Origin of the sequence: Marinomonas sargassi (assembly GCF_025716875.1) — a bacterium.
Taxonomy (GTDB): domain Bacteria; phylum Pseudomonadota; class Gammaproteobacteria; order Pseudomonadales; family Marinomonadaceae; genus Marinomonas; species Marinomonas sargassi.
The window spans coordinates 686,458-713,296 of record NZ_JAOVZB010000001.1 but is presented as its reverse complement, the minus strand read 5'-3'; the positions used below and the strand labels follow the sequence as shown (position 1 = coordinate 713,296).

At 43.1% G+C, this 26,839-nt stretch carries 21 protein-coding genes; 20 read left to right on the top strand and 1 reads right to left on the bottom strand.

Annotated elements, in window-relative coordinates:
- Positions 1 to 139 precede the first annotated feature (139 nt).
- From OFY17_RS03450 to OFY17_RS03355, 20 genes are all read left to right on the top strand, one after another.
- A complete protein-coding gene (locus OFY17_RS03450) occupies positions 140 to 1,357 on the top strand; it encodes a pyridoxal-phosphate-dependent aminotransferase family protein (RefSeq protein ID WP_263529303.1) in 1,218 nt (405 codons plus the stop codon).
- Positions 1,344 to 2,597, top strand: coding sequence for an allantoate amidohydrolase (locus OFY17_RS03445; protein WP_263529302.1), 1,254 nt, complete (start codon positions 1,344 to 1,346; stop codon positions 2,595 to 2,597). Before OFY17_RS03450 ends, OFY17_RS03445 begins: the two co-directional genes overlap by 14 nt.
- 17 nt (positions 2,598 to 2,614) lie before the next feature.
- On the top strand, positions 2,615 to 2,980 hold the full coding sequence (locus OFY17_RS03440; RefSeq protein WP_263529301.1) for a cupin domain-containing protein: 366 nt from the start codon (positions 2,615 to 2,617) through the stop codon (positions 2,978 to 2,980).
- A 295-nt stretch (positions 2,981 to 3,275) separates the two neighbouring features.
- Positions 3,276 to 4,028 (top strand): sulfite exporter TauE/SafE family protein, encoded by a 753-nt coding sequence (locus OFY17_RS03435; RefSeq protein WP_263529300.1) that lies wholly within the window; start codon positions 3,276 to 3,278, stop codon positions 4,026 to 4,028.
- Positions 4,029 to 4,032: 4 nt separating this feature from the next.
- On the top strand, positions 4,033 to 5,403 hold the full coding sequence (gene safD / locus OFY17_RS03430; RefSeq protein WP_263529299.1) for a sulfoacetaldehyde dehydrogenase SafD: 1,371 nt from the start codon (positions 4,033 to 4,035) through the stop codon (positions 5,401 to 5,403).
- Between the two features lie 192 nt (positions 5,404 to 5,595).
- Entirely contained in the window at positions 5,596 to 6,987 is a 1,392-nt protein-coding gene (locus OFY17_RS03425) for an aminotransferase family protein (RefSeq protein ID WP_263529298.1), read from the top strand.
- A 158-nt stretch (positions 6,988 to 7,145) separates the two neighbouring features.
- Entirely contained in the window at positions 7,146 to 8,627 is a 1,482-nt protein-coding gene (pdxR, locus tag OFY17_RS03420) for a MocR-like pyridoxine biosynthesis transcription factor PdxR (RefSeq protein WP_263529297.1), read from the top strand.
- 298 nt (positions 8,628 to 8,925) lie between these two features.
- Positions 8,926 to 10,575: an electron transfer flavoprotein-ubiquinone oxidoreductase gene (locus OFY17_RS03415; RefSeq protein WP_263529296.1), complete on the top strand. Its 1,650-nt coding sequence runs from the start codon at positions 8,926 to 8,928 to the stop codon at positions 10,573 to 10,575.
- Positions 10,576 to 10,802: 227 nt separating this feature from the next.
- The gene (locus OFY17_RS03410; RefSeq protein ID WP_263529295.1) at positions 10,803 to 11,549 is read left to right on the top strand and encodes an electron transfer flavoprotein subunit beta/FixA family protein; all 747 of its coding nucleotides are present in this window, start codon (positions 10,803 to 10,805) and stop codon (positions 11,547 to 11,549) included.
- The gene (locus tag OFY17_RS03405) at positions 11,549 to 12,496 is read left to right on the top strand and encodes an electron transfer flavoprotein subunit alpha/FixB family protein (protein ID WP_263529294.1); all 948 of its coding nucleotides are present in this window, start codon (positions 11,549 to 11,551) and stop codon (positions 12,494 to 12,496) included. The genes OFY17_RS03410 and OFY17_RS03405 overlap by 1 nt, the downstream gene beginning before the upstream one ends.
- A gap of 40 nt (positions 12,497 to 12,536) precedes the next feature.
- Positions 12,537 to 13,394, top strand: coding sequence for a formyltetrahydrofolate deformylase (gene purU, locus OFY17_RS03400; RefSeq protein ID WP_263529293.1), 858 nt, complete (start codon positions 12,537 to 12,539; stop codon positions 13,392 to 13,394).
- Between the two features lie 52 nt (positions 13,395 to 13,446).
- The gene (locus OFY17_RS03395) at positions 13,447 to 15,897 is read left to right on the top strand and encodes a GcvT family protein (protein ID WP_263529292.1); all 2,451 of its coding nucleotides are present in this window, start codon (positions 13,447 to 13,449) and stop codon (positions 15,895 to 15,897) included.
- An 84-nt stretch (positions 15,898 to 15,981) separates the two neighbouring features.
- On the top strand, positions 15,982 to 16,824 hold the full coding sequence (folD, locus tag OFY17_RS03390) for a bifunctional methylenetetrahydrofolate dehydrogenase/methenyltetrahydrofolate cyclohydrolase FolD (RefSeq protein ID WP_263529291.1): 843 nt from the start codon (positions 15,982 to 15,984) through the stop codon (positions 16,822 to 16,824).
- 315 nt (positions 16,825 to 17,139) lie between these two features.
- A complete protein-coding gene (locus tag OFY17_RS03385; RefSeq protein WP_263529290.1) occupies positions 17,140 to 17,730 on the top strand; it encodes a helix-turn-helix domain-containing protein in 591 nt (196 codons plus the stop codon).
- A 396-nt stretch (positions 17,731 to 18,126) separates the two neighbouring features.
- Complete coding sequence (locus OFY17_RS03380) at positions 18,127 to 20,457, top strand: DUF1989 domain-containing protein (RefSeq protein ID WP_263529289.1); 2,331 nt, start codon at positions 18,127 to 18,129, stop codon at positions 20,455 to 20,457.
- A gap of 33 nt (positions 20,458 to 20,490) precedes the next feature.
- A complete protein-coding gene (locus tag OFY17_RS03375; RefSeq protein WP_263529288.1) occupies positions 20,491 to 21,465 on the top strand; it encodes an ABC transporter substrate-binding protein in 975 nt (324 codons plus the stop codon).
- 82 nt (positions 21,466 to 21,547) lie between these two features.
- Positions 21,548 to 22,609 (top strand): quaternary amine ABC transporter ATP-binding protein, encoded by a 1,062-nt coding sequence (locus OFY17_RS03370; RefSeq protein ID WP_263529519.1) that lies wholly within the window; start codon positions 21,548 to 21,550, stop codon positions 22,607 to 22,609.
- A 1-nt stretch (position 22,610) separates the two neighbouring features.
- Entirely contained in the window at positions 22,611 to 24,116 is a 1,506-nt protein-coding gene (locus tag OFY17_RS03365) for an ABC transporter permease (protein ID WP_263529287.1), read from the top strand.
- 197 nt (positions 24,117 to 24,313) lie between these two features.
- The gene (locus OFY17_RS03360; protein ID WP_263529286.1) at positions 24,314 to 24,679 is read left to right on the top strand and encodes a cupin domain-containing protein; all 366 of its coding nucleotides are present in this window, start codon (positions 24,314 to 24,316) and stop codon (positions 24,677 to 24,679) included.
- Between the two features lie 161 nt (positions 24,680 to 24,840).
- On the top strand, positions 24,841 to 25,698 hold the full coding sequence (locus tag OFY17_RS03355) for a helix-turn-helix transcriptional regulator (protein WP_263529285.1): 858 nt from the start codon (positions 24,841 to 24,843) through the stop codon (positions 25,696 to 25,698).
- A gap of 97 nt (positions 25,699 to 25,795) precedes the next feature.
- Here OFY17_RS03355 and OFY17_RS03350 read toward each other — a convergent pair whose 3' ends face one another.
- A complete protein-coding gene (locus OFY17_RS03350) occupies positions 25,796 to 26,638 on the bottom strand; it encodes a methyl-accepting chemotaxis protein (protein ID WP_263529518.1) in 843 nt (280 codons plus the stop codon).
- Between the last annotated feature and the right edge of the window lie 201 nt (positions 26,639 to 26,839).

Below are 26,839 nucleotides of genomic sequence, written 5' to 3'. Positions count from 1 at the left end.
TCAAAATGCTCATTTATAACTAAATAAACTCCGCGTTTTCGTCTATTTTTGCCTCGTCTTTACTGCGCTCGTAACGCCATATTGTTATTTAAATTAGATTTTTTAGTTTCTAAAGTATTCCGTTTATTAGAGGTTATCTATGCAACCACTTTCTTTACCTCCTAGATTGCTAATGGGGCCGGGACCAATTAATTGCTATCCACAAGTTTTGTCGGCTATGTCGACTCAATTGGTGGGTCAGTACGATCCGACCATGACAAGCTACATGAATGAAGTCATGGATTTGTATCGCCAAGTGTTTAAAACGCAAAACCAGCAGACTTTTTTGATTGATGGTACTTCCCGAGCAGGCATTGAAGCGGCTTTAGTATCCAGTGTTGAGCCGGGAGACAAAGTACTGGTGCCAATTTTTGGTCGCTTTGGGCACCTTCTTGCTGAAATTGCAGAGCGTGCGGGAGCTCAGGTTCACACTATTGAGGCGCCTTGGGGTGAAGTATTTGACCCTCAACAAATTGAAGATGCCATTAAAAAGGTACAGCCTAAATTACTGGCGATTGTGCAGGGCGATACATCAACCACTATGTTGCAGCCCCTTGAAGAGCTAGGTGAAATTTGTCGTGCCCATGACGTACTTTTTTACACGGATGCGACGGCATCCATTGGTGGAAACCCATTTGAAACGGACAAGTGGAAAGTGGATGCGGTTTCTGTTGGTTTACAGAAGTGTTTAGGCGGCCCTTCAGGTAGTGCGCCCATCTCCATGAGTGAACGCTTTGTTGAAGTCGTTCGAAAACGTCATCATGTGGAAGCGGGCATTCGTGACGCACACCATGAAGATGCTGGTGGCGAGCGTATTCGTTCTAATTACTTTGATCTTTCTATGATCATGGATTACTGGGGCGAAGAGCGTCTTAACCACCACACGGAAGCAGCCACCATGTTGTTCGGTTCCCGCCAGTGTGCGATTGAATTATTGCGTGAAGGTCAAGATCAGGTGATTGCTCGTCATAAGCAAGCAGGTGATGCCATGTTGTCTGGTATTCAAGCCATGGGCTTGCAGCCGTTTGGGAATTTGAAACATAAAATGAGCAATGTGGTTGGGGTAAATATTCCTGACAATGTGGATGGTGAAGCAATCCGTCACATCTTATTGAATACGTTTAACATCGAAATTGGCACCAGCTTTGGCCCGTTAAAAGGCAAGGTGTGGCGCATTGGTACTATGGGTTATAACGCCCGTCAGGATGCGGTACTGCACACACTACAATCCCTTGAAACAACATTGCGTCGTGCAGGTTTTGCTTTGCCAACTGGTGCGGCAGTCGATGCGGCGCTTGATGCCTATGGATCGAAATAATATGGATTATTCAGCACTTGCCAAACAAGTTATGTCCCGTTGTGATGAGCTGGGTCGAATCAGCCAATCTGACGAGAATTTAGATCGTCGCTACCTTACTGCCGAGCATAAGCAAGCCAACCAGCTGGTTGGCGGCTGGATGACGCAAGCAGGGATGAAAACATGGCAAGATGAAGCTGGAAACCTCTGGGGGCGCTTGGAAAGTAAAACACCCAATGCTCCGCGTTATTTACTAGGCAGCCACCTCGATACTGTACCGAACGGCGGCCAATATGACGGTATGTTGGGGGTATTGACACCAATTAGCTTAATTCAGTCACTAAATGAGCAAAAAGTTGAACTGCCATTTCATATCGAATTAGTAGGCTTTGGTGACGAAGAAGGAACACGTTTTCGTTCTACTTTGTTAGGAAGCCGAGCCTTAACTGGGCAGTGGCCAAAAGAATGGGCGGATGTTCAAGACGAAGATGAAATAAGTCTCAGAGATGCGCTAGAAAAATTTGGCTTGGACTTTGATAAAGTGCCTAATGCGAAGATTTCCACAGAAGATTTACTGGGTTATTTGGAGCTGCATATTGAGCAAGGGCCGGTTCTTGAAGAAGAGAACCTACCTGTCGGTGTTGTCAGTGCGATAGCAGGCGCAAAACGCTTTGATATTACCGTTCAGGGAATGGCTGGGCATGCTGGAACTGTCCCTATGCCATTGCGCCAAGATGCACTCTGTGCAGCCAGTGAAATGATCTTAGCAATAGAAACTGTTGCCCAACAGAATGACATAGTGGCAACCGTGGGACAGATTAATAACCGACCTAATGGCGTGAATGTGATTTCGGGTGAAACTCAATTTTCATTAGATATCCGTAGTGAATTTGATGAGCAACGAGACGAAGGTTTAGCACAAATTTTGGCAAAAATGGACGACATAGCAAAACGTCGAGGTGTGCAATTAAGCAATAAGCAAACCCATGCGGCACCTGCTGTACACTGTGATCCCCAGTTACAAAACATCTTATCTTCTGCCATTGAAAAAACAGGCTTTAAACCCCGTGTTCTACCTTCAGGGGCAGGGCATGATGCCATGGCCATTGCCGATATTTGCCCTGTTGCAATGTTGTTCGTACGCTGTGACAAAGGCATTAGCCACCACCCAGCCGAAGCAATCAAAGTGGAAGATGTTAGAGTCACGCTGGAAGTGCTCAATCATGCCATTCAAAGCTTGCCAACCGAACTGAATGCATAACCTACTTTGGAGTAAAGATGAAAATTACCCGAATTTTTAATGATGAATCCGGCAAAAGCTTTTTCGGTGAGTTGGAAATTGCTTTAAAAGACGGTGGCCCAATTGGATTGCTATCCGAACGCTTTCCAGCAGGCGACATTATTTTTCGTGAAACCCCAAGTGACTACGACTTCAAATGGCATCCAGCTCCACAACGCCAGCTGTTGTTTATTCTAAAAGGGCGATGTGAATTCAAAGTGTCCTCTGGTGAAACACGTCAATTTGCTGGCGGTGATGTCATTTTGCTTGAAGACACAGAAGGCGAGGGGCATTGCAGCAAAGCTTTATTCAACGAAGTTCGCCATTCCATTTTTGTGACAGTGCCAGAAGGTATGTCATTTTAACTGCAGTGAGACCTTAGTTCTTCTATTGGTTTTTAATAAGCACGTATTCACTACTGTCACATTCACTTTGTCTACAGGGTGAATGTGGCCGCTCCCTTCCTTAAGCCCTTAGCGTCATATATACAGCATGGTTTAGATCCTTCCTTTGCTAAAAATATTATCAATAAATAGCCCCGCCATTAGATAGGAAAATAGAGTGGCCTTGCACTAATCCTAAACTGGACCTATGAAGGCGCTTTTCGAGTTTCTACACTGTCAAAACTTACGACAAATAGATATGAGGAAAGCGCAAATAATGGATGTGGTGTATTTATCAAATGAAAGTATCCTTTTGTTGACGCTGGCCATCGCATTCTCCTCTGCTATTACGTCAATTACTGGTATGGCTGGTGGTGTGCTGATGTTTTCTGCCATGAGTGTCTTTATGCCAATAAAGCCTTTAATCGCTATTCATGGCGTGGTTCAAGTCTTTAATAATGCTGCGCGCAGTTGGTTTTTACGTAATCATGTGCGTTGGAGCATGTGTCTACCATTCTTAGTGGGGAGCACGCTTGGTGCGGCCTTAACGACCTTCTTTATCGTGCAATATGTAGGGCAATTCTTCCCCCTACTCATCTTAGTATTATTGATTTTTTATACCTTATTTAAACCGAAGCGCCTCCCCCAGATTAAAGTCCGAGATAAAAACTATTTTTGGGTGGGCATTGCCACTGGCTGCATGGGCATAATAGTTGGGGCAATTGATCCGTTATTAGCGGTCTTTTTTATGCGTGATGACATGACTAAAGAAGAGATCGTTTGTAATAAATCTATCATGCAGCTGTTCACTCATTTAACCAAAATTCCTGCTTTTCTATTTTTAGGATTCTCTTTTTTTGACAATGCGTTTTTGATCATTGTGCTTAGTCTTGCGGCGGTAATAGGCGCTAAATTGGGTGTGATGGCGTTACGTTATGTCAGTACTAGTGTCTTTTTTCTGCTTATGAAGCTGGCTTTGTTTATTGCCGCCGGCCGTATTGTTTATCAGTTAATTCAATTAGGAGTGTGATGTTATGAGTCAGAGTTATTCTTTAGTGAATCCTTATAATGGCAACCTTTTAGGTGAGTACGAATACTCAACTTGGTCTCAGGTTGAGTCTAAGCTAGCTCTATTAAAACAAGGTCAGAAAGTTCAGCGTAAAACAGCAGCGTTTGAACGTGCTAACGTGTTAACCAAGCTGGCATCTTTGTTAAAAGATAATGCAGAAAAAATGGCCAACCTGATTACCCTAGAAACAGGCAAAACCATTTCTGATTCACGTGTTGAAATGGTTCGTGCTGTCAATGCGACCATTGCTAGCGCAGAAGAAGCCCGTCAAATCAGTGGTGAATCCTTGGATTCTGATGCCTATGCCTCTGCAGGGGGGAAGATAGGGGTAGTTTGCTGGCGACCACTAGGGACGATTTTCTGTATCACGCCGTTTAATTTTCCGATCAATATTGCCATTCATAAAATTGGCCCAGCGTATGCTGCTGGTAACACTGTGTTGTTTAAACCTGGCCCGCAAAATACAGCGTCTTCCTTATTTCTGGTGGAATTGTGCTATGAAGCTGGTATTCCAGAAGAAGTGCTTCAGTTTTGCATGCCTCCTTTATCTGATTTGGATCGCTTGAATGCCCACCCTGATATTAATGCTATCAACTTTACTGGTGGTACAGCTGCGGCAAATGCTATTGCTGCTGCGGCAGGCTATAAAAAACTATTGCTAGAGTTGGGAGGAAATGACCCTCTTATCATCATGGATGATGCTGATCTAGAAGCCGCTGCGAAAGCCGCAATTAATCATCGTTTTGCAACAGCGGGTCAGCGTTGTACTGCGGCAAAACGTTTGTTTATAGAAGCCTCTGTATATGACAAGTTTAGAGACATTTTGGTTGAAAAAAGCGCGTCTTTGATTGTTGGTGATCCAATGAAAGACGACACCTTTGTGGGACCTGTTATCCATCAGGCGGCTGCTAATGAAATTCGCCAACGTGTTGAAGCCGCAATTGCTGATGGCGCTACCGTCGCATTGGGGCATAAATATGAAGGTGCTTTTGTTTACCCTACGATTTTAGAAAACGTACGCGCTGATAGTGAAGTCATGATCGAGGAAACCTTTGGCCCGGTAATGCCTTTGTATAAGTTTGATGATGTGGAAGACATTATCCCTATCATTAATAACACGGCATATGGCTTACAAGCGGGCATCTTTAGTAACAACCTTTCTGTCATTCGACACCTTTTTGAAGAACTCGACGTTGGTACATTAGCGACTAACGACGGCCCCGGCTTTCGCACAGAACACTTTCCGTTTGGCGGCGTAAAGGAGAGTGGTGTTGGTCGTGAAGGCATTAAATATGCCATTCGTGAAATGAGTTATACCAAGACATTGGTTATTTAATTGGGTGTTGCGCTTTTTGAGTCATCGACTGATCTGGACTACTGAGTTTTTTTATTTTGGTTCTAAATATCACCGAATAAAAGACGTACTGTAAATCTAAATAGAAATCAGTCGATGGCCAATTAGCCTCGAGATAAGAGCGCTATCGCTGATATCGTTTCCAAAAAGTACAGACGTTTTAAAGGTGGATATATGACATACAATGTAAATGATTTTGATTCTGTAGATGTCGTGAACAGTGATCGTGACCATGTTTGGCACCATCTTGCTCACCATAAGCCATTTGAAAAAACTGGCCCTATGGTGATAGTGAAAGGCGAAGGAATGCGAGTCTGGGACGCTAAAGGCAATGAATATCTAGATGCTGTTTCTGGTGCCGTTTGGACAGTAAATGTTGGTTATGGCCGAACTGAAATTGCCGATGCCGTACGAGATCAATTGGTAACGATGAACTACTTCGCACAAACCGCTGGCAATATACCTGCGGCACAGTTTTCTAAAAAATTGATCGAAAAAATGCCTGGAATGAATCGAGTCTATTTTTCCAACTCTGGTTCAGAGGCTAATGAAAAAGCCTTTAAAATTGTTCGCCAAATTGCCCATAAAAAATACAACGGTAAAAAAACCAAGATTCTATATCGTGAGCGTGATTACCACGGCACAACCATCGCAACCTTGAGTGCATCGGGTCAACACGAACGTCGTCATCAATACGGCCCATTTGTTCCAGACTTCGTTGAAGTACCCCATTGCTGCGAATACCGTGCACAAGAAGGTGCCGATATGAGTCAGTATGGTGTTTGGGCTGCAAATCAAATTGAGAAGGTGATTCTGCAAGAAGGCCCTGAAACGATAGGTGCTTTATGTCTTGAGCCTATCACTGCTGGTGGTGGTGTGATTGAAGCTTCTACAGGGTATTGGCCACGAGTTGCAGAGATTTGTAAGCAATACGACATCCTTCTACACATTGATGAGGTTGTCTGTGGGTTAGGCCGAACAGGAACTTGGTTCGGTTACCAGCATTACGGTGTGCAGCCAGATATTGTGACTATGGCTAAAGGTGTGGCGTCTGGCTATGCTGCTATTTCTTGCACGGTAACAACGGAAGCTGTCTTCGAAATGTTTAAAGAAGAAGACGATGCCAAAATGGGTTACTTCCGTGATATCTCAACATTTGGTGGTTGTACGGCAGGGCCTGCGGCAGCATTAGTGAATATGGAAATCATCGAAAATGAGAATTTGCTAGAGAATGCCGCAGTACAAGGAGAGTACCTACGTGAGTCTCTAAAAGGCTTGATGTCTAAGCATGAGATTATTGGTGATGTCCGAGGCAAGGGCTTGTTAGTCGGTATTGAGCTAGTGAAAGACCGTACTACAAAAGAGCCTGTTGCAGAAAGTGTCGTCATCGCAATTGCTGGTCATTGTATGGAGAATGGGGTCATCATAGGCCGTACAAATCGCTCCTTTAAGGAACTTAATAACACTATTTGTTTAGCGCCTGCTTTGATTTCCACTCAACAAGACATGGACCGTGTTGTTACTGCTATTGATAACGCTATCGCGGAGACCGTTAGCAAAATGTAATCCCGTGGTTCAATAGGGCAATACAAGTGATCGTTTGTGCTCAATGATTTGAGACTTCTCATAGAGGCTTAGCATGGTATGCTGAGCCTCTATCGTTTTGAAAGTGCCTATATTGGTTTTCTATTATTTCTGTCAACTGACTTTTAGTGGATGTTTCTATGTTGCAACTTTTTCACCTTCCACCCGGTAGAGAAGGCAGTCTGCAAAAAAAGCTTAGAGAGCAGATTGCCAATGCCATAATGAAGGGGAATGTCCCCTTGGATATGCCTCTTCCTTCTAGTCGTAAATTAGCAAATCACCTAAAAATAGCCCGTAATACGGTGGTACACGCCTATGAACATTTATTAGACGACGGCTATCTTATTGCGCGGGATAGAAAAGGGTATTTTGTTAACCCAGATATACTCGAAGGGCGAGTTTCTACATCATTAAAGCACAGTAACGAAGAGTATCAGCTTCCGGATTGGGAGAGCCGTTTTAAAATGGCGCCCAGTCAGCAGACCAATATTGTCAAGGCTGCCGATTGGCAGTCATACAAGTACCCTTTTATTTATGGGCAATTCGATGGGAATATTTTCCCTAGTGTAAATTGGCGGGAATGTTGTCGTGATGCAGCAAGTGATAAAGCCTTAAATGATTGGGCATCCGATAACCTTGATAATGATGATGTAAGACTCATTGAACAAGTTCGCACGCGCCTATTGCCCAGACGGGGAGTATGGGCTTCAGCCCAGCAAATTTTGATTACCGTCGGCGCTCAACAGTCGCTGTTTATGTTGGTGCAATTATTGTTGGATAAAGACTCGGTTCTTGGCGTGGAAGAGCCCGGATATGTCGATGTGCGCAACATTGCGAGCCTGCATTCAGCCCAAATTAAACCGTTGCACATAGATGACGAAGGTTTAATTGTTAACGATCAACTTTCTGGCTGCGACCTTATCTACACCACACCAAGTCATCAATGCCCTACCGCGGTGACCATGCCGATTAATCGACGATATGAACTATTAAATAAAGCTAACGAAGATGATTTTTTAATTATCGAAGACGATTATGAAAGTGAAACCAATTTTAATAGTGAGCCAAGCCCAGCACTGAAAAGTCTAGACTCGAATGATCGTGTTATTTACATAGGCAGTCTATCTAAAACCTTGGCACCGGGTCTTAGGTTGGGCTACCTAGTCGCCTCTGAGCGTTTGATCCAAGAGCTAAGAGCACTGCGACGACTGATGATACGCCACCCTGCCAGTAATAATCAGCGCGCCGTTGCCTTCTTTTTGGAGCGTGGCTATTACGATGCTTTGATGAGAAACATATCTCGTAATTATCAAGCTCGTTGGAATGCGATGAATGACGCCTTGGAAAAATATTTACCGGGCAGCTATAAAGCTCCGTCATTTGGCGGATCATGTTATTGGATTAGGGGACCAGAAGGTCTTGATGCAAGTCTTTTACAGGCGTTGGCAAAGCAAGAAAGCGTGCTAATTGAGCCCGGCAATATCCACTTTTTTGAAGAAGATAACAGCCCTAAGAACTATTTCCGTTTAGGGTTCTCTTCTATTCCTACGGATCATATTGAACCTGGCATCAAAACACTTGCCAACATCATCCATAAAGCCGTTGAAAACAAAGAAACATGATATTCGATGTCGCTTAAACACAGTTTGAGCTTCTTGAAAGATATATAGCTGATTAGAGCAATGCCTTGTCATTTTATGATGATAATGAATAACTCGTTGTTTTTCGCTTTTATCGTTAATAAATCTATTAACTTATACCTTCCCATAGAGTTTCTCTAAATAACTTTCGTTATCCATGACGCCGCAAATAAAAAATTGGCTTATAAGGCCTCTTATGACGATTTTTAATACACACAAGTGAAAAAAATGTTTATATTTTCATTTGTGTGTATTTTTATTTTTAATGTAGAGGTGTGATATGCAGCGCGAGCAGATGGAATTCGATGTTGTGATCGTTGGTGCAGGGCCTGCTGGTTTATCTACAGCTTGTCGGTTAATGCAACAAGCGAACGAGGCTGGTAAAGAATTATCGATTTGCGTGGTAGAGAAGGGAGCAGAAGTTGGCGCTCACATTCTTTCTGGCGCAATTATAGAGCCACGCGCGTTGAATGAGCTTTTCCCTAACTGGGAAGAGTTAGGAGCACCTTTATCTGTTCCAGTTACCGAAGACCAAATATATTTTTTGAGAGATTCTGAAAAATCGATCAAAGTTTCAAACATCATGACACCTAAGTCTATGCATAATCATGGCAACTATATAGCGAGTGTTGGCAATTTATGCCGTTGGTTAGCGGAGCAAGCGGAAAATTTAGGTGTCGAAATATTTCCCGGTTTTGCAGCGGATCGTATTGTTTATGGGGAAGATGGCCGAGTCGCTGGTATTAGTACTGGTGATATGGGGCTTGATTCAGAAGGAAAGCCGAAAGCCAATTATATGGCTGGAATGGATTTGTTGGCTAAATACACAATATTTTCTGAGGGCTGTCGTGGTCATTTAGGTAAGGAGTTAATTGCTAAGTTTGACCTTGATGACGGTGTGGATCCTCAGCATTATGGGCTTGGCATCAAAGAGTTGTGGGAAATTCCAAATGAACTGCATCAACCGGGGCTAGTACTGCATGGTACAGGTTGGCCGTTGAGTGATTCTGCTTCAACTGGGGGCTTCTTTTTGTATCACACGGACAACAACCAAATTGTGGTTGGTTTGATTACAGACTTGAATTACAGCAACCCACATGTCAGCCCTTATGATGAATTCCAGAGAATGAAGCACCATCCTTTGATCTCGAAATACTTATCTGGCGGTAAGCGCATCTCTTATGGGGCAAGAGCCATTGCAAAAGGTGGTTTAAACTCTTTGCCAAAAATGACGATGCCGGGGGCGCTTTTATTAGGCTGTGATGCAGGCACATTAAACTTTTCCAAAATAAAAGGTACGCATACGGCCATGAAGTCAGGCATTCTGGCGGCGGACGTTTTATTTCCTGAATTGATATCGCAAGGGAATGGCGGTCTTGATTTAGTGCAATACAAAGAGGTGTTTAAGCAGTCTTGGTTGCACGATGAGCTGTTTAAAAGTCGAAACTTTGGTGCGGCGCTTCATAAATACGGCACCCTTGTTGGGGGCGCACTGAATGTTATCGAGCAAAACATCGTCTCTTTTCCATTTACACTTCATGATACGGCTCCTGATTATGCTTGTTTAAAACCAGCAGATGAGTGTAAGAGCATAAATTACCCTAAGCCTGATGGCCTATTAAGTTTTGATAAACCTTCTTCTGTCTTTTTATCTAATACTTACCACGAAGAAGATCAACCTTGTCATTTAAAGCTTAAGGATGGGGATGTTCCATTATCTAATAATCTGCCAGTGTTTAACGAGCCTGCTCAACGATACTGCCCTGCAGGCGTTTATGAGGTATTGGATGATGGAAATGGTGCTAAACGTTTTCAAATTAATTCGCAAAACTGTGTGCATTGTAAAACCTGTGACATTAAGGATCCTGCACAAAATATAACTTGGACTGTACCTGAAGGTGCTGGTGGCCCTAGTTATCCCAATATGTAATGGGTCAAATTCGATACTTAAAATATCACTTAATAGAATAAGCCTGAGCATTGCTTGGGCTTATTTTCTATCTTCTGCATTCTCAATTTTCTTTTTATCCATTTTTTATACTTTTAAAGCTTAAAAAAGCATTGACTCAAAAAAAATAATAAACCATCATAAAAATGAAATTATTTTTGATATTTTCATTTTTATGATGGTTGGTGTCACCTTTATTGGAGAGTTTCATGAAAGTATTAGTTGCCGTTAAACGGGTTGTCGATGCCAGTGTTCAGGTCCGAGTGAAAGCGGATAAAACAGCGGTAGATTTAGCGAATGTAAAAATGTCGATGAACCCTTTTTGCGAAATTGCTGTTGAAGAAGCGATTCGTCTAAAAGAGTCCGGTATTGCTGAAGAGGTAATTGTTGTCAGTGCTGGTGAAGATGCTTGCCAAGAGCAGCTCAGGGCGGGGTTGGCGTTAGGTGCTGATCGTGCAATTCATATCCAGTCTGATGCTGAGCTACAGCCTTTGGCGGTTGCTAAGTTACTGCATAAGGTGGTTGATCAAGAAAATATTGGCTTGGTGATCTTAGGGAAACAATCCATAGATGGTGACAATAACCAAACAGGGCAAATGTTGGCGGCGTTGGCAGGTATGCCACAAGGCACTTTTGCGTCAAATGTAGTGATTGAAAATGGTGAAGCGGTTGTTACGCGAGAAGTGGATGGCGGCCTGCAGCAAATTGGTTTGAAGCTGCCGGCGGTAGTAACAACAGACCTTCGACTTAATGAACCAAGGTATGCGTCTTTACCTAACATCATGAAAGCTAAGCGAAAACCAGTTGCACAAATAACGGCAGAAGAACTTGGGGTCGATGTTGCGCCAAGGTTAAGCACGTTAGAAGTTAATGACCCGCCAGCACGAGCATCAGGCAAGCGTGTGGGCAGTGTGGTTGAGCTTATTGATGCCTTAAAAGTTGAGGGAGTACTGTAATGAGCATTTTAGTTATCGCAGAACATGATAATAATCAGCTAAAAAGTGCTACAGCGAATACGGTCGCCGCGGCACAAAAACTGTCGGCATTAATGGGCTCGAGTGTGGACTTAGCTGTGCTGGGTCAAGATTGCCAGAGCGTCGTAACGCAAGCATCTAGTGTGGAGGGTATTGATAACGTACTCGTTGCTGACAGTGCTGCCGTTGCGCATCAACTTCCTGAAAACCTTGCTCCTTTTCTAGCTGACCTAGTGCAGCAGAAAGCGATCACACACGTGCTCTTTTGCTCTACAGCGCAAGGCAAAAACGTGGCGCCTCGGGTGGCCGCTTTACTTGATGTCGCACAGATTTCAGAGGTAACCGACATTATCGATGAAGCAACTTTTATCCGCCCTACCTATGCTGGCAATGCCTTGGCTAAGGTAAAAACGAGTGATCCTATTAAAGTATTAACGATACGTAGCACCGCATTTGATGGTGTTGATATGACGAGTGGAGCAGCTAGTGTGGTAGCTCTTTCTGACGTCAAAGATCAAGAATTATCACGCTTTATCACTGAGAGTGTTGTTGAGTCGGATCGCCCTGAACTGACGTCGGCGAGAGTGGTTATTTCGGGTGGCCGAGGTATGCAGAATGGCGAAAACTTCAGCTTACTTGAAAGTGTGGCAGATAAAATTGGTGCCGCAGTAGGTGCGTCCAGAGCCGCAGTAGATGCCGGCTATGTTTCTAATGATATGCAGGTTGGACAAACAGGCAAAATTGTTGCGCCAGATTTGTATATTGCGGTTGGGATTTCAGGTGCGATTCAGCATCTAGCGGGTATGAAAGAGTCCAAGGTGATTGTTGCGATTAACAATGATGAAGAAGCACCAATTTTCAATGTGGCTGATCTTAGTTTGCATGCGGACCTCTTTGAGGCCTTACCGGAACTAGAAAAAACACTTTAATTTATTCTGATGGATTTTATTAGGTTTGGAGAACAGACAGATGTCTAATCACACTTTTCGTATTGTTTTAGATTGCCCGGATCAAGTAGGTATTGTTACTCGTGTTGGTGAAGTTATTACCAATAACGGTGGCTGGATTACAGAAGCAGCCCATCATTCAGATGAAGATAGTAACTGGTTCTTTTCTCGTATAGAGGTGAAAGCGGACTCACTTCCTTTTGGGGCGAAAGAACTAAAGAGCAAACTCGAAAGCTTGCGTGATGAATTAAGTCTGAACCTAGAAGTACTGGATACTGCCCAGCCAAAGCGTGTTGTACTCATGGCAAGTAAAGGAAGTCACTGTTTATCGGATTTATTGGACCGCTGGAAAAGTGGTGATCTCGAATGCGACATTCCTTGTGTCATCTCAAATCATGATGATATGCGCAGTTTGGTGGAATGGTACGGTATTCCTTTTTTCCATGTCCCAATTAAAGCAGATAACAAGCAAGCCGGCTTTGATGAAGTAGAGCGTTTAATCATGGAACACGAAGCTGACTGTGTTGTACTCGCCCGTTACATGCAAATTATCCCAGAAACCTTATGCCAAAAGTTGAAGCATAAAGTCATTAATATCCATCATAGTTTTTTACCTTCATTTATTGGAGCGAAGCCATACCATCAGGCAGCTCGCCGTGGTGTAAAACTGATTGGTGCCACTTGTCATTATGTGACAGAAGAACTTGATGAAGGTCCAATTATTGATCAAGACGTTACACATGTTAGCCATAGAGAAACAATCGAAGACTTGGTTCGTCGTGGTAAAGATGTAGAAAAAACCGTTCTTGCACGAGGACTTCGTGCGCACTTAGAAGATCGTGTTTTAGTGCATGGGAACAAGACGATTGTCTTCAACTAAACCAAATGAATAGGCGTCTTGTGGTAATAGATAAGATGTTTGGAGAAACGGAATGACGAAAAAATTACCGACTTCTGCACAGGTCGTTATTGTTGGCGGCGGTGTTATTGGCTGTAGTGTGGCTTACCACCTAACTAAACTGGGCTTTACCGATGTCGTCTTATTAGAAAGGCGACAGCTAACCTGTGGTACTACATGGCATGCAGCTGGTTTGGTGCCTACTCTACGAGCTACCTATAACATGTCAATGTTGGCCAATTATAGCGCGACATTATACGAGCAGCTGGAAGCAGAAACCGGCCAAGCGACGGGTTTTGTTCGTAATGGCTCACTGACAATCGCGACGAATAAAGAACGCTTCTCTGAACTGAAACGCGGCGCTTCAATGGCCAAAGTGGCGGGTTTTCCATGTGATGTCATTACACCGGATCAAGCTAAAGCGTTATGGCCGCTGATGAATGTAGATGATGTTATTGGCGCGGTACATTTGCCAATGGATGGGATGACGAGCCCGGTAGATGTTACACAAGCTTTAGCGAAAGGTGCTCGCATGGGTGGTGCGCAGATCTTCGAAGAAGTGAAAGTGCTCGACATGAAGATTAAAGACGGCAAAGCGGTTGGTGTAATTACAGAACAGGGTGATATCGATGCCGAGTTTGTTGTTAACTGTTCTGGCATGTGGGCCCGTGAGTTCGGTAGAAAAGCCGGAGTAAATGTCCCTTTGCATGCTGCTGAGCATTTTTATGTGGTGACAGAAAATATGCCTGACCTACAGCATGGTTTACCGACAATGCGAGATATGGACGGCTATTGTTACTACAAAGAAGATGCCGGTAAATTATTGGTTGGTATGTTTGAACCCAACGCCAAACCATGGGGCATGAAGGGGATTCCAGAGAACTTTTTCTTCGATCAATTACCAGAAGATTTTGACCACTTAGAGCCTTATTTAGAAGCCGCTATGCACCGTCTTCCTATTTTGGAAAGAACCGGTTTGCAGGTTTTCTTTAACGGACCAGAATCCTTCACGCCAGATGACCGTTACCACCTTGGTGAATCACCAGAGCTGAGAAACTACTTTGTTGCTGCTGGATTCAATTCTGTTGGCATTCAATCGGCAGGTGGTGCTGGAAAAATGCTGGCTGAATGGATTCATAAAGGTCATGCACCTCAGGATTTATGGGATGTGGATATTCGTAGGAATATGCCATTCCAAGGTACCCAGCGTTATTTAGAAGAGCGAACAACGGAATCTCTAGGTTTGCTTTATGAAACTCATTACCCCTTTAAACAGTACAAAACGGCCCGAGGCGTTAGAAAGTCTGTACTGCATGACCAACTGAAAGCCCAAGGCGCAGTATTTGGTAGTGAGAACGGCTGGGAGCGTGCCAATTGGTTTGCCAAAGAAGGACAAACACCAGAGTACGAATATTCTTTTGGTCGACAAAACTGGTTTGAGAACAATAAAGAAGAACACAATGCGGTGAGAAATTCCGTTGGTGTGATTGATCAAAGTTCATTTTGTAAATACAAAGTCGAAGGACCTGATGCTGAGGCATTTCTGAATCAACTTTGTTGTAACAATGTGTCTGTTGCGGTTGGCAAAATGGTTTATACGCAATGGCTAAATGAACGTGGCGGAATTGAAGCGGACGTGACAGTGACGCGCTTAGCAGAGGATCAATACCTTGTGGTGTCGGGTGTTGCATGCCAAACAAGGGATTTGGATTGGTTGAACCGTCATAAGTCGAAGGGCGCGGCTGTTGTTATTACCGATATGACGTCTGCTTACGCTGTTGTTACGGTAATGGGACCTAAGTCTCGCGATGTGTTATCGAAATTGACTAGAGAAGACCTTTCTCATGATGCGTTTCCGTTCGCGACTTCCCGTGAAATTGAATTGGGATACGCCATTGTTCGCGCGTCACGAATTACCTACGTGGGAGAACTAGGTTGGGAGTTATATATCCCGACTGAGTTTGCACCGAGTGTCTATGAGCTGTTGTTTGAAGCAGGGGAAGAGTTCGACATTCGCCCTTACGGTTATCACACGATGAACTCGTTACGTATGGAGAAATGTTATCGCCACTGGGGACATGACATTACGGATGAAGATACTGTGCTGGAAGCGGGATTAGGCTTCACTTGTGACTTTAACAAAGTAGGCGGTTTTATTGGTAAAGAGGCTGTGCTTGCGCAAAAAGCCAAAGGGCCTCTACAAAAACGCTTTGTCGCTTTCTTGTTTGAAGATGAAGAGCCGCTTTGTTACCACGAAGAACCCATCTATGCGAACGATACCATTGTAGGTCGAACAACGGCTGGTATGTTTGGCCATACTTTGGGAGCGACGGTTGCAATGGGTTATGTCAATTATGAAGAAGGTGTCACCAAAGAGTGGTTAGAATCGGCCACTTTTGAAATCGAAGTGGAGTGTAAACGTTACAAGGTTACTCCGTCTCTGAGATCTTTCTATGATCCTGAAATGGAAAGGATCAAATGCTAATTCGCTGGAAGAAAGCGCTAGCTTCAGTGCTTTCTTCACAAGGTAACCACATAGACGAAAATGGTATCTAAGAGGGTAAATGAAATGGCAGCATTAATTCTAGATGGCAAAGCCTTGGCAATGAGTCGTGAAGCTGAGCTTAGTATCGCAGTAGAAGAGCTGATTAGATCTGGTGCAAAGGTTCCTGTTCTTGCCACTATCTTAGTGGGTGGGGACCCAGCATCTGCGACTTATGTACAAATGAAGCAGAACGCTTGTCGTCGTGTTGGTATGGAGTCTGTGAAGGTAGCAATGCCTGAAAGTACAACGACAGAAGAGCTGTTGGCTCAAATTGATTTATTAAATAAAGATCCGCAAGTATGCGGTATTTTGTTGCAACACCCTGTACCTGAACAGATAGACGAAAGAACTTGTTTTGACGCCATTGCTATCGAAAAAGACGTTGACGGCGTAACAACGAAAGGCTTTGGATTAATGTCCATGCAAGAACAAGCGTTTGGCTCGGCAACACCTGCGGGCATTATGACGCTTCTTGCTCACTATAAAGTTGCTTTGTCTGGTAAGCACGCTGTGGTGGTGGGTCGTAGCCCAATTTTAGGTAAACCTATGGCCGCTATGCTGTTAAATGCAGATGCTACCGTCACCATTTGTCACTCTAGAACACAGAATCTGGCGGAACTCGTGGCTCAGGCTGACATTGTTATTGGTGCCGTTGGTAAGCCAGAACTTATCAAAGCTGAATGGATTAAAGATGGTGCGATCGTTGTTGATGCCGGATATCACCCAGGTGGTATAGGGGACATAGATAAAACTGGTTTAGATTCCCGTGTGGCTGCATTAACTCCTGTCCCCGGTGGTGTTGGGCCAATGACAATTAATGCTTTGATCAGCCAAACATTGGATTCTGCAAGAAAGGATATGAGTTAGAGGCTCGTATCCTAAAAACTTGCCTGAGAAGAACGCTTGATATTAAACCTTCCTTCTAATATCTCTTGTATTACTACAAGGCCTCATCTTCTCGGGCAATGCTTTTCCCTCTCATGGATTACCATGCGTGTTTTTTCACCCGTTATCTCTTCATGTGTAGCTTATAATTTCTACAATCATTAGAATAATCCATCCCCTTTAATTAATGCTGCTAGCAAAATTGATTATTTTTATACTCTTTCATTGGGTAATTAACTGACAGTGATTCGGTTAGTACTTGATAAAGAGATTAAATATTTTGAACGATAGGCTTATATGAGTAAAAAAATACCACCCTCGGCGGATTTGGAGAGTTTAAAGATAGGCCGCCAAATACGTGATTTACGAAAAGCGAAAGGCGTTACGCTTATCGATATGGCTGAACGTATCAATCGTTCTGTCGGTTATGTAAGCCAAGTGGAACGAGGTGTTTCCTCTTTACCTATTCCCATTTTGCAATCTATTTGCAAGGTGCTTGACGTGCAATTGAGTTGGTTTTTCCATACGGACTTAGAAATGCCAATAGATGAGATTAATCATATCGTGAGAAGTGAAGCTCGCCGTAGTTTAAACTTTGCGGGAACCGGTATTCGAGAAGAGCTTTTGTCTCCGCGTTTATCTGGTCAACTACAAATGATACTGACAACATTTGCACCTGGTTCAGGAACTAAATCACGTGAACGAAAAGGTGAGGAAGGCGGTTTACTTCAGTCGGGCACATTAGAGATAGGAATCGGTGATAAAAGCTTTGTACTGAAAGCGGGAGATAGCTTTGTTTTGAATGGTGATGACCCTCACTGGGTTCGAAACCCTTCAAAAACAGAAGATGCGGTAGTCGTTTGGACTATTGCTGATGGTGGCTATTAACTAAGGTTTACCTCTCTTTGTATTGACTGCACTTCTATTGAACGGCCTAAATATGACTCTCTTTATGTATAACTGAGTACCTATACTCGATTGCTCTACGCTTGCTCCTTCCTTACTCCCCCTCTTTTAAACTAGCAAAGTTTAATTTTTATATATCGGGCTAAAAACTGAAATATTTCAGTAAATAGCAACAAATCTGAAAAAAATATATAAAATTTCATTTTCTGGCTTTGTTTTTGCTTTATTTAATAAACATCAGATGAATGTGTCGGATTAGGTGCTTTTCATTTCTGTTTTAAGGCAAAGAAAAGGTTTAGATGATTCATTTGAGCGCGTTCTTATTTTCTTTGGTTAAAAACAGTGCAAAAGCTGGATTGACTCACACGGTAGGTTGGAATGACTTATATATTTAAACCGAAAGATGATATTGAAAGCCCTAATAAGCTTTATTACCCAGGTTTTCATTTTGCGAACGATAGCCAGTTTAAAGAATTACATTGTCGAGAGATGTGTGAGCTGGAATTATCAAAAGGTAGTCTAATCAAATTAACCAATTCGGATGGTGGGGCGCCTGTCCTTATATTCGCTGTGAGTAAGGACAATGAAGACGCAGCGTCTTTACTTTCTACCCATGAGCTCCCCCCGACGAAACCGAATTATCATGCTTTTAATACATCCCCTCTATTAGAATTTTTAGCCCCTAAAAAGGGTGCTATAGAAAATATTTCTTGCCGTTCCGTTTTTGATGAAACAACACTTGCTGGCGACTCTTATGTGATTCGTTGTCTAGATGAATTGACCTTGTTTCTTGCTTTACCCATCCAAGAAAACTCAATTGAAAAAGGCGGCGGCGGTACTGTCTTAATTGAACATCACTTCAAGGGTAGCTCGGAGTCTCATTTACCAAAGCCTTTAGGTAAGGTGCGTCAAGAAATTCATATCGACAGTGGTACTGGGCAGTCCTATGAGGTGAAAGCGGGCGAGTATATTCAAGTAATCGATATTGAAGGCCGCCAATGCTCTGATTTTATGGCGGTATCCCATAGCGCATTAAAAGCAGGAAAAGAGCGTTACATCGACTCTACCGTAACGCGAACTATGGTTCACCGCTCGTATCCTGCACCAGGTTTATGCGATAAGTTTTTTGATCAAGATATGCAGCCTTTATTGGCGGTAGTTCAAGATACCGTTGGCCGACACGATACCTTTGGTTTGGCTTGTACCGCTCGAGGTTATGAAGAGCGAGGCTTTCCGGGACATGTAAATTGTTCAGATAACATTACTAATGCCTATAGTGCTTACGGCATTCAGCCCCGTAAGGCTTGGCCTGCCATTAATTTCTTTTTTAACTCCACCATAGATATGCACAGTAATCATTTGTCTAGCGATGAGGCTTGGTCTCGCCCTGGTGATTATGTGGTAATGCGAGCATTGCAGGACCTAATTTGCGTGAGTACGGCTTGTCCCGATGATATCGATCCAATTAATGGCTGGAATCCTACCGATATCAAAGTGCGCATTTATAGCGAAGACAGCAATATTGCTAGAGCAATTGCCCATCGTCCTTTTACAGAGAGTGAATACAATATGACAGTTGAAAGTGCTTTCCATCCTCGTACAAGTGCTCTTACTCAATCTTTTTCTGTTGCACGAGACCTTTGGTTGCCGAACCACTTTGAAGCCACAGGCGCTATTGAAGAGTACTGGGCATGTAGCCAAGGCGTGACAATACAAGATATGTCGGCGTTGCGTAAATACGACATCATCGGACCTGATGCGGAAGCCTTATTACAACTGGCAATGACGCGTGATATTAGCAAGTTGTCGTTAAATCGAGGTTTTTACACACTAATTTGCAGTGAAACAGGCTCGGTCATTGATGATGGCACCTTATTCCATATCGGACCGCATTTGTATCGCTGGTGCTGTGGCTCTGAAGAAAGTGGTCGGCAATTAAAAAGTTTGGCTGAAGAGCACGGTTTAAAAGTATGGATTAAATCACTCTGGTCTGCGATGCCCAATTTGGCTATTCAAGGCCCTAAAAGCCGAGATTTATTAGCGAAGTTGTTGTTCGTACAACCTACTCAACCTTTACTCGAAAATGTGAAGTGGTTCGGCTGCACTATTGGCCGTTTATATGACCGTAATGGCCCATTATTCATGCTGACTCGATCTGGTTTTACAGGTGAGCTTGGCTATGAAATTTTTTGTGATAAAGAGTCAGCGCTACCCATTTGGGATGCCCTCATGAAAGAGGGAGAAGAATTCGGTATTACGCCTATTGGCAGTGAAGCACTTGAAATTAAACGAGTTGAAGCTGGGTTAATGATTGCTGCCAATGAATTCCCACCCACAGTCGATGCCTTTGAAGCGGGTCTTGGCTTTGCTGTCGATATGAAAAAAGAACATTTCATCGGGAGAGCAGCGCTAGAGCGCAATGCTACTGCCCCTAAAATTAAACTTGTTGGTTTGCGCCTTCAAGGTAATGAAATTCCACATCATGGTGCGCCTATTTTTATCGGTCGCAATCAAATTGGTACGGTCACTAGTGCCGTTCGTTCACCCGAATTGGAGCAAGTTATTGCTTTAGCTCGAGTTGCTATTGAGTACAGCCCAGAAGGCACAGTACTAGAGGTAGGTTCCTTGGACGGTTATATGAAGCGTCAAGTGGCCACTGTTTGTTCTTTCCCCTTTGTTGATCCAAAACGAGAAAGAGCAAGAGCTTAGTTTTACTTATTATTCATAAACTGGAGAAGAGAAATGAGAAAGTCACTATTAGCAAAAGTTATGCTGGCGGTTTCTATCAGTTCGGCATCCGTAAGTTATGTTCATGCTGCTGATAAAGTCATGATTGCTGAGTTATCTTGGCCTGGCGCAAAAATCATCGGTAATTTAATTAAAGTAGTTATTGAGGAAAAGCTAGGTGCTGAGGCCGATATGGTGCCAAGTACTAACTCTATTATCTTTGCAGCAATGGACGGCGGTCGAGGCGATATCGATGTGCACCCTGATGTTTGGCTGCCGAACCAGCAAGCTCTGGTGGATCAGTACGTAACAGGCAATAAAACGGTTGCTCTATCTAAGGGGTTTTATGAAGGAAGAACCGGATTCTGTGTGCCGAAATATATGTCGGAAAAACACGGCATAAAGACCGTTTATGATATGGCAACACCGGAAGCTCAAGCATTGTTTGATTCTGATGGCGATGGCATGGGTGAAGTTTGGGCCGGTGGTGCTGGCTGGGCTTCAACCAATATCAATAAGGTAAAAGCGCGTGATTACGGCATTGAACTCTTCAATACCATTAGCACAGAAGATGAAGCGATCTTCTATAACCGTTTAGAGACCCTGTATAAAAAAGAACAGGGTGTCGCTTTCTATTGCTACGTTCCTCATTACGTACATGCGCTCTATGAAACCGTTTTGTTAGAAGAGCCTGAGTACGACGCCGCTCAATATCAAATGTTACAACCTCAAGATGACCCAAACTGGTATGAGAAATCTAGCATCTTTACGGGTGACCCGATTAAAAACGTTCGTATTGCTTACTCCAAAACCCTTGAAACGAGATCGCCAGAAGTCGCGGACTTTCTATCTAATATCAACTTAAGTGCTGATGACGTTTCCAATTGGACTTATCAAGTCATTATTGAAGGCAAAGAAGCAGAAGATGTAGTGCGTACTTGGGTTAGCAATAATAGTACGACGGTAGACAAATGGCTTGGCATTGAATAACTCAAATTGAATGAGGCTCAATGTTATGGCGAACTCGTCTTGCCATAACATTGAGTGACGTAGGAGAAATATTTTGAACGAAATGAAAACAACTCCAGCGATCGCCGTGAAAAATGTTTGGAAAATATTTGGAGAAGAGAGCGATGCGGCTTTTAAAGCCGTTCAAAAACATGGACTTACTAAAGCAGAAGTGCTGTCAGAGTACGAATGTGTGGTAGGTGTGGCCGATGCCAGCTTTGAAGTCGAAGAAGGCGAAATCTTTTGTATTATGGGTCTCTCAGGCTCAGGAAAGTCCACATTAGTTCGACATATTAACCGCTTATTAGAACCGACAGCGGGCGAAATTATTGTCGGCGGTGAAGATGTTACACAACTAGGTGGCGAAGCCTTACGAGCCATGCGTAACCGTAGGATTGCTATGGTATTTCAAAACTTTGGTTTAATGCCCCATCGTACGGTTCGAGATAATGTGGCAATGCCTTTAGAAATTCGTGGTTCTTCTAAAAAAGACCGTTGGTCAAAGGCCGATGAAGCGCTTGCTTTAGTTGAGTTAACAGGTTGGGAGCATAAATACGGTCATGAATTGTCCGGTGGTATGCAACAACGTGTTGGCTTAGCGCGAGCGTTGGCTTCTGACCCTGACATATTGCTGATGGATGAGCCGTTTTCCGCACTGGACCCTTTAATCAGAAGGCAGCTACAAGAGCAGTTTATGACGCTGTCTGCCAAGTTGAAGAAGACTACGATTTTCATTACCCATGATTTAGATGAAGCCATACGTATTGGTAATCGAATTGCCATTATGAAAGATGGTCAGATCGTTCAAATTGGTACGCCAGAAGACATAGTTATGAACCCTATTGATGACTATGTCGCGAATTTTGTGTCGGGAATTTCCAAATTAAACTTGGTATACGCAGATTCCATTATGAAATCTATCAGCAAGCGTGAAGAAACGCTTGGGGCAATCCCTGAAAGCGCCAAGCGTGTTCCTTACAACATGGATTTGAATGGATTGATTGATGTCTCGGTTGAACACCAAGGGCCACTCGTCGTTGAACGTGACGGTAAAGATGTGGGCGTAATTGACAACATAGACCTGATGTTAGCCATTCAGGGTAACCGAAAAGAAGAGGTAGAATAATATGTCTGACACAATACCTGTTCCTAATGAAACTGAGCATCTTACTCGTACATTTGTTGAAAAAAATGGCGATTATTATGTAAAAGAATTCGATAAGTTAAGTGATGCGAAAGGCTTTAAAGCGTCATTCCAGCCATTTGCTGCTTTATTTGGACCAATTTGGTTTGCTGCCCGTGGTTTATGGTCTTGGTTTCTTTGTTTTCTGTTAATTGAAACCTATGGCTTTGTGCAGTTAATTAAAGGACTGTTTGGGGATTTAGGCAGTGCCCAAGTCGATCGCGCTGATGCTATTCAAGTGATGATCAACTCACGAATGGAACAGCTAGAAGCAGCTAAGGCCGCGGGGGCTTCTTCAGTCGCTTCTTTAGAACGTGCAGTGGGTTCTCTACAGAAAGCGTTAGATGACGCAATGTCAGCAGCAACCGCAGCGGCAGAAGCCAGTGCTAGTCTTATTGTTTTTGGTTTGGTGATTATTCTAGCCGCAAAAGCCACTGAAGCTGTGATCGCTAATTGGACATTAGAGACGCAATTTACTCGTTGGCGTTCAAATAATAGCGTGTTATCCGGACTGTCAAAGGAGCGCACTTTTATCGGTACGGCTTTGTTTCTGATTGTTACTAGTCTTTCCTCTATTCGTTTTGCACAGCCAGACATACTGCCGATTCTATTAACTTTCCCGGCCAATAATGAACTCAGTTCTACCTTAGCGAATGGTATAGGTGATTGGTTTGATTGGGCAAAAGTGTCTGGTGGAGATTTCTTTAATAGCATTACCTTGGGCGTTCGTTCGTTATTGGATGGCTTAGAAGTAATTTTCGTTGGCACACCTTGGCCAGTTGTCATGTTGGCTGTCGCTATCCTCAGCGCTTTAACAGGTGGCCCCAGAGTCGCTATTTTTACTGTATGTGCCTTGTCGTATCTTGGTATTTTAGGCTTTTGGGAAAAGGCCATGACGACCATCTCTTTACTAGGCGCGGCCGCAATGGTGGCGATTGTATTGGGTATCCCATTTGGAATCTTGTGTGCGCGTAAGCCTAAAGTCTTCATGGTTGCCCGTCCGGTATTAGACTTTATGCAATCCATGCCATCTTTTGTGTATTTGATTCCTGTAATTGCATTCTTTGGTGCGGGTAAACCCAGTGCCATTATTGCAACCTTAGTGTTTGGTTCGCCTCCGGTAATACGGTTGACCGTTTTAGGTTTGCAACAGGTTCCCCATGCGGCAAGAGAAGCGGCAATGGCCTTTGGTGCAACACCTGCGTACTTACTGTTTAAAGTCGATTTACCGCTGGCTTCTCGTACCATTATGACAGGCGTTAACCAGACCATATTAATGTCATTAGCTATGGTAGTGGTGGCGTCTTTGATCGGCGCAAAAGGCTTAGGTGAAGATGTACTTGCTGCCTTGCAATATGCCTCTGAAGGGGAAGGTATATTAGCTGGTATTGCGATTCTCTTCTGTGCTCTGATTTTAGATAAAATTGTAGCTGGTAAGCAGGAAAAATAGTGGTCGATAAGACCTCGTAAAATGTTTACAAAAGGTGGCTTACGAAAGTAAGCCACCTTTTTAGTATTTGGGGGTGATATTACCAAGTTGAAACAGCAGTATTTATTAAGAAGACAGCAATATCTGAACAGTTGAAAGCAATGATCTATCGTTAAATAATCACTTAATTCGTATATGTTGCCTTTAGGAAGGTCTCAATGACTAAGATCAATATTTGTGAAAAGTTCAGTTTGTTTTCTGAAGAATGGACTCCCAAAATTATTGCAGAATCTAATGGTCAATTAGTCAAAATTGCTAAAGGAAGTGGCGAGCTTGTATGGCATAAACACGACAATGAAGATGAGTTGTTTATTGTGTTTAAAGGGCAGCTGACATTAATGATGGAGTCTGGGGATATTACGTTAAATTCTGGTGAAATGTACGTTGTCCCAAGAGGTGTTATTCATTGCCCAAAAGCTCAAGAAGATACACATTTTATGATGATAGAGCCTTCTTCAACCGCGCACACTGGTGAAGAAAAAAGCAGTGTGACGGTTTCAGCAGTAGATCAGGTGTGGATTTAATATCAGATAACAGCTCAAAATATAGGCTTCTTCAAAATCGTATCCTCGGTCTGGTACTGGTTTTGTCTGGCTTGTTTATGCTGCTGTGACTTACCTCTTTGATCCAACGCTTAGGTATTTTATTATGATGACATTGATTGGTGACTCAGGCAGGAAACTTCATGGATTTCAGACACACTCTTACGAATGCTGGTGTTGATCTAGTTCGGTCTTCTCTTATTGCTCCCGGGGTCTCTGTCTCTGAATGGTCTGGACAAAATGCGCAAACCTATTATGAAGGTGCGGATGAAAATGTGATCAGTTTTTATCAGCATGGTGGGCAAAATTGCTCTCAAATAGACAGTAAAGGTCGCGCCATACGTACAGGTTTTGATGATGCTATTTGTGTTTTCCCGAAAGACGGTTTGGAGTCGAATTGGTTCATCAATGGTCACCTTCAGTTTTTCCATTTATATATCGGTAATGACTACTTCGCTAAAAATCTATACGAATTAAATGATGGCTACGGGGATCGTTTTGACTTCAATGAGTCTTTACAAGCCTCTGATCCTATCTTAAGTGCAGCAATGAAGAGTATTGCCTTATCGGATTGGGATGACAGCCACATTGCTCTAGGGCTTGAAAGCGCTGCTAACTGGGTACTTGTGAATTTAGCGACCTCTCATTTGTCAGAATCTAAGCGCCGCACAAGAAAAGTTGGCTGTTTTTCACTGGCCCATCAAGTAAAGATCAAAGATTATTTTCAGGATCGTTTAGGGGATTCTGTTCATTTAAGTGATATGGCCAATGAACTGTATTTGAGCGAGTTCCATTTCTTAAAAAAATTCAAAAATACCTTCAACGAAACGCCTTATGCTTGTTTAACCAGAATGAGAATGGAAAAAGCGCATACGCTGTTGATGAAGACGGATAAGAGTATTCTCGATATCGCATTAGAATGCGGTTACAACCACCATACTCAATTCTCTACAAAGTTTAAACGCTACTATGGTTTTTCCCCTAGAGACCTACGAAAGTAATTTATAAAAGTGGAAAAAGATACTCAGTTTTTGTGGCAGCGCCAGAAGGTATAGCATTATTGAAGAAGGTAAAGAAAGAGCGTTAGCTCTTTCTTTACTAGCCTAGGTGCTCAAACAAATAGGATTGAACAGCGTCTAAATGCTTATAAATGGCCTCGATATGAGATGAAATTCTGACTTCTATAGAGGCTATCTTTTCAAACTCTTGCTTATCTAAAGTTTCCATTTCAGTGGCCAAGTCTTCCATTTTTTCTAGCTCTTGGTGAATTTTGATAAAACTAGGGGTGTCTCGGAAGTTAAATTCGTTATCCGTTCCACTGTAATACCATTCTCCAAACTGGGTTGTCTTTATATCTATGGTAGTTGTTTGTGGCTCACCCTGTAAGACGGCAATGAGATAGTCTGATTTCCATTGATTAAGCTCAAGTAGAGAGGCGGCTGAGTGGGCAAAGGCCATGGAGTGGTAGCCAGCTTTAACGAGAGCCCCTGAATTTATCGCTGTTTTCTTGAAAGATTCGCTGAGCTTTCCACAGGCATCGCTCACGCTTAGTGTTGATACATGTAAATTTTCTATTTGCTCGCTTACTTTGGTTGTACTTTCATCTATGCGGTTTACCAGCGTAGAAATTTTCTCACTTGAGTCTCTGGATTTTGTGGCGAGAGCTCTGACCTCATCTGCGACAACGGCAAAGCCTCGTCCATGCTCACCGGCACGAGCGGCTTCAATTGCTGCATTTAGGGCTAATAAATTGGTTTGTTCTGAAATGCTCTGAATAATATCGGTAAAGCCTTTAATTTCGCCGGCAATATTTCTTAGGCCAATGACATCCTCTAAACTCAAGTTTGTTTGCGCTGAGATATGACCAAGCTCTGCTGATAGCTGCTTTATTTCTATCTGGTTGTTTTCAATATCCTCATTGTTGCCCTCCGATGCACTCATCGGTTCGAACAATAGCTCAGATATTTGGTTAACCGAATTAAGTGAGAGTTTGAGAATCTTGTGTTGAGGTTTGAAAAAACGAATGTCGATTGGCAGGGAAACCTTTTCGTCGACTTGCTCTTGTTGCGAACTGAGTTGCGAAGAGATGTCCGCCAGTTTCTTTTCAAGATGTTGTTTTTCGTTGATTGTCGCTTCTAACGC